The organism is Kitasatospora sp. NPDC007106 (genome assembly GCF_040634455.1).
GTDB lineage: Bacteria > Actinomycetota > Actinomycetes > Streptomycetales > Streptomycetaceae > Kitasatospora > Kitasatospora arboriphila.
This window is the reverse complement of sequence record NZ_JBEYFP010000640.1, coordinates 1-3,423: the sequence shown is the minus strand read 5'-3', so window position 1 is coordinate 3,423 and position 3,423 is coordinate 1. Positions and strand designations below refer to the sequence as shown.

General features: G+C 73.4%; 3 protein-coding genes. 1 reads left to right on the top strand and 2 read right to left on the bottom strand.

Annotation, left to right across the window (positions count from 1 at the left end; all coding sequences use genetic code 11):
* Together ABZ641_RS29935 and ABZ641_RS29930 are read right to left on the bottom strand one after the other, a co-directional pair.
* The coding region (locus tag ABZ641_RS29935) for a DUF6629 family protein (protein ID WP_359986781.1) at positions 1–291 on the bottom strand (291 nt) is incomplete at its 3' end.
* Positions 292–336: 45 nt separating this feature from the next.
* On the bottom strand, positions 337–1,011 hold the full coding sequence (locus ABZ641_RS29930; protein ID WP_359986778.1) for a transcriptional regulator: 675 nt from the start codon (positions 1,009–1,011) through the stop codon (positions 337–339).
* Between the two features lie 508 nt (positions 1,012–1,519).
* On the opposite strand from ABZ641_RS29930, the gene ABZ641_RS29925 reads away from it, so the two are divergent.
* Positions 1,520–3,355: a cellulase family glycosylhydrolase gene (locus ABZ641_RS29925; RefSeq protein ID WP_359986776.1), complete on the top strand. Its 1,836-nt coding sequence runs from the start codon at positions 1,520–1,522 to the stop codon at positions 3,353–3,355.
* The last annotated feature ends 68 nt before the right edge of the window (positions 3,356–3,423 follow it).

Genomic DNA, 3,423 nt, shown 5'->3' with positions numbered 1-3,423 from the left:
CCGCGGGTGGCCCGGCCCCGCCGCGCACCACACCCCGAAGGGCACCAGCAGCGGCAGCAGCGGCAGCGCGATCAGGGCCCACACCGTGCGGGCGGCCAGGGCCGGTCCGGGCCCGATCCGGCCGTCCTCGCCGAGCCAGACCGCCGCCTCCACCAGCTGGTGCACCCCGAGCAGCAGCGGCAGTGCGGCCAGCGGCACCCGCCGCGGATCGCGCACCCGAAGCAGGCAGACCGTGCCGAGCCCGGCGACCACCGCCCCGGCGGCCGCGTCCGCCTCCGCACTCCAGCACATCCGGCCTCCTCGCGAAGGGCCGCCGAGGGTCGCCGAGGACGGGCCTCAGCGTCCGTGCCGACGGGCCGGGGCGTCCGCGAGGGTGTTCCAGAACATCAGCTCGTACGCCTGCAGCAACTGCCCGTACTCGCGGCCCGCGCCGATCCGTCCCCCGTCCGGGGACAGCGCCTCCAGCACCGCCACCGCCGCGTCCTCCGCGGCCGGTGCCGGGCGGGCGAAGAAGTCGAAGAAGGCGCAGTCGGTGTCGTCGAAGCCGTAGTGGCGGCGCAGGCCCGTCGCCACGGCCGCGCAGTAGCCGCCCCAGGCGGCGAAGTTGGCGGTGAGGGCGAGCACCACCCCGGCCGGGTCGCCGTTCAGCGCGAGCCAGGCCAGGTAGGCGGGGTACGCCTGGCAGCCCGGCAGCGGCTTGCGGGCCGCGGCCTCGCGCGGCGACAGTCCGCAGCGGGCGGCGAAGGCTTCGAGCATCCGCAGCGCCTCGCCCTCGCTGTCGGCCAGGCCGGCGAAGTACGCGCCGCCGGGGTCGTCCGCGCAGCGGGCGGCCAGCACCAGCAGGCTCCGCCGGTCGCTCCCGATGATCCGGTACTGCTGGGCGGCGAGCTCCGCCAGGACGGTCAGCGGGGCGGTGCCCGCCGCGATCTCGGGGACGAGGCGGTTCTCCCGTTCGCCGGGGGCGAGCTCCCGGCGGACGTCCTCCAGCACCTGGCGCGGTTTGCGGCTCATGCTCGGCTCCTCCACTGTCGTCGGCCTGCCCGACGCGCTCCCGTCTGCCCGGGCCGCCGCGCCCCACACGGACGTCCGCGGGCCGGCCGCCCGGCCAGCGTAGGCAGGCCGTGTCCGATCGGCGGGTTCCCGGCCCGGCGTGGCGGCACCCGGGTGCCGATCGGCGCAGCCCGCGGAATCTGGGAGCGCTCCCAGTCCTGCCCGTCGACCACCCTGCGATCCTTCATTAGTCGTACAGGTCAGGCCGCCCTTTCCGGTCAGGGTGGTGGTTTGGGGCTTAATCCTTCATGTATTGAAGTCTGTTGGTCGTATTGACGGCTGATCCGCCACTGGCTTTGATGAGGGCGACTCCGGCGCACAACCCTGTCCCTGTGGGAGCGCTCCCGCAGTGATGGGGCGCCGGCATCGGCACTCTCGTACCACGGATCGCCCCCCACCCGCCGGGCGCCCTACCGCCGACTTCCCCCGGCGGCGGCGCCCGGACAGCCTCCAGAGAGGAACGAGACCCATGCGCCTTCAGCTGCGCCGGCGCCTCACCCGCCGGCTCGGCCGCGGTGCCGCAGCCCTCGCCGCGGCCACCGCGGTCGTCGCCGCCCCGACCGGCCTGCAGGCCGCGCATGCCGACACCCCCGCCGCCCCGGCCGCCACCGCCTCCGCGGGCGCCGGGTACTGGCACACCAGCGGCCGGCAGATCCTGGACGAGGCCGACCGGCCCGTCCGGATCGCCGGCATCAACTGGTTCGGCTTCGAGACCGGCAACTACGTGGCGCACGGCCTGTGGAGCCGCGACTACAAGAGCATGATCGACCAGATGAAGTCGCTCGGCTACAACACCATCCGGCTGCCGTACAGCGACGACATCTTCAAGGGCACCCAGCCCGCCAGCATCAACACCTCCGGCGGCATGAACGCCGACCTGGTCGGGCTCAACTCCCTCCAGGTGATGGACAAGCTGGTCAACTACGCCGGCACGGCCGGCCTCAAGGTGATCCTCGACCGGCACCGCCCGGACTCCGGCGGCCAGTCGGCCCTCTGGTACACCGCCGCCGTCCCGGAGTCGACCTGGCTCGCCAACCTCAAGTCGATCGCCGCCCGCTACGCCGGCAACTCCGCCGTGGTCGGCATCGACCTGCACAACGAGCCGCACGACCCGGCCTGCTGGGGCTGCGGCGACACCGCGACCGACTGGCGGCTGGCCGCCCAGCGCGGCGGCGAGGCCGTCCTCTCGGCCAACTCCAAGCTGCTGATCTTCGTCGAGGGCGTGCAGACCTTCAACGGCAGCTCCACCTGGTGGGGCGGCAACCTGCAGGGCGCCGGCCAGTACCCCGTCCAACTCAGCGTCGCCAACCGGGTGGTGTACTCGGCCCACGACTACGCGACCAGCGTCGCCCAGCAGCCGTGGTTCTCCGACCCGACCTTCCCGGCCAACATGCCCGGGGTCTGGGACAAGAACTGGGGCTACCTCTTCAAGCAGAACATCGCCCCGGTCTGGGTCGGCGAGTTCGGCACCACCCTGCAGTCCACCGTCGACCAGCAGTGGCTGAAGGCCCTGGTGCAGTACCTGCGGCCCACCGCCCAGTACGGCGCCGACAGCTTCGGCTGGACGTTCTGGTCGTGGAACCCCAACTCCGGTGACACCGGCGGCATCCTGAACGACGACTGGACGACCGTCAACACCGTCAAGGACGGCTACCTCGCCGACATCAAGGCGCCCGGCTTCGGCGGCACCGGCGGCGGGGGCGGAGGCGGCGACACCACCGCACCGACCGTGCCGACCGGGCTCACCGTCACCGGCACCACGGCGAGCAGCGTCTCGCTCTCCTGGACGGCCGCCACCGACAACACCGCCGTGACCGGCTACGACGTCTACCGCGGCAGCACCAAGGTCGGCAGCAGCACCACCACCGCCTACACCGACGGCGGACTGACCGCCGCCACCGCCTACAGCTACACCGTGCGGGCCAAGGACGCGGCCGGGAACGTCTCCGCCGCCTCGACCGCCGTCACCGCCACCACGGCCGGCTCCGGCGGCAACGCCGGCTGCAGCGCGGCGCTCACCCTGAACGACTGGGGCTCCGGCCTGACCGCCAACGTGACCGTCACCAACACCGGCACCACCGCCACCAAGGGCTGGAAGGTCGTCTGGCAGTGGCCCACCGGCCTCAAGGTCACCAGCAGCTGGAGCGCGGACGTCCAGCAGAGCGGACAGACCGTCAGCGCCGCCAACCTCTCCTACAACGGGGTGATCGCCCCGGCCGGCTCCACCACCTTCGGCGTCCAGGCCACCCGCACCGACAGCGGGGCCGTCGCCACCGCCGTTCCGACCTGCACCGCCACCTCCTGACCCGCGGCGCGGACCGGTGACCTGACCCCCGTTCCGCGCCCGGCCACGACACCGCCGCCCGGGAGCCC

What these genes read in the sequence shown, in the direction of transcription:
- ABZ641_RS29930 (WP_359986778.1), bottom strand. Translation starts at nt 1,011, where the DNA reads ATGAGCCGCAAACCGCGCCAGGTGCTGGAGGACGTCCGCCGGGAGCTC.
- ABZ641_RS29925 (WP_359986776.1), top strand. Translation starts at nt 1,520, where the DNA reads ATGCGCCTTCAGCTGCGCCGGCGCCTCACCCGCCGGCTCGGCCGCGGT.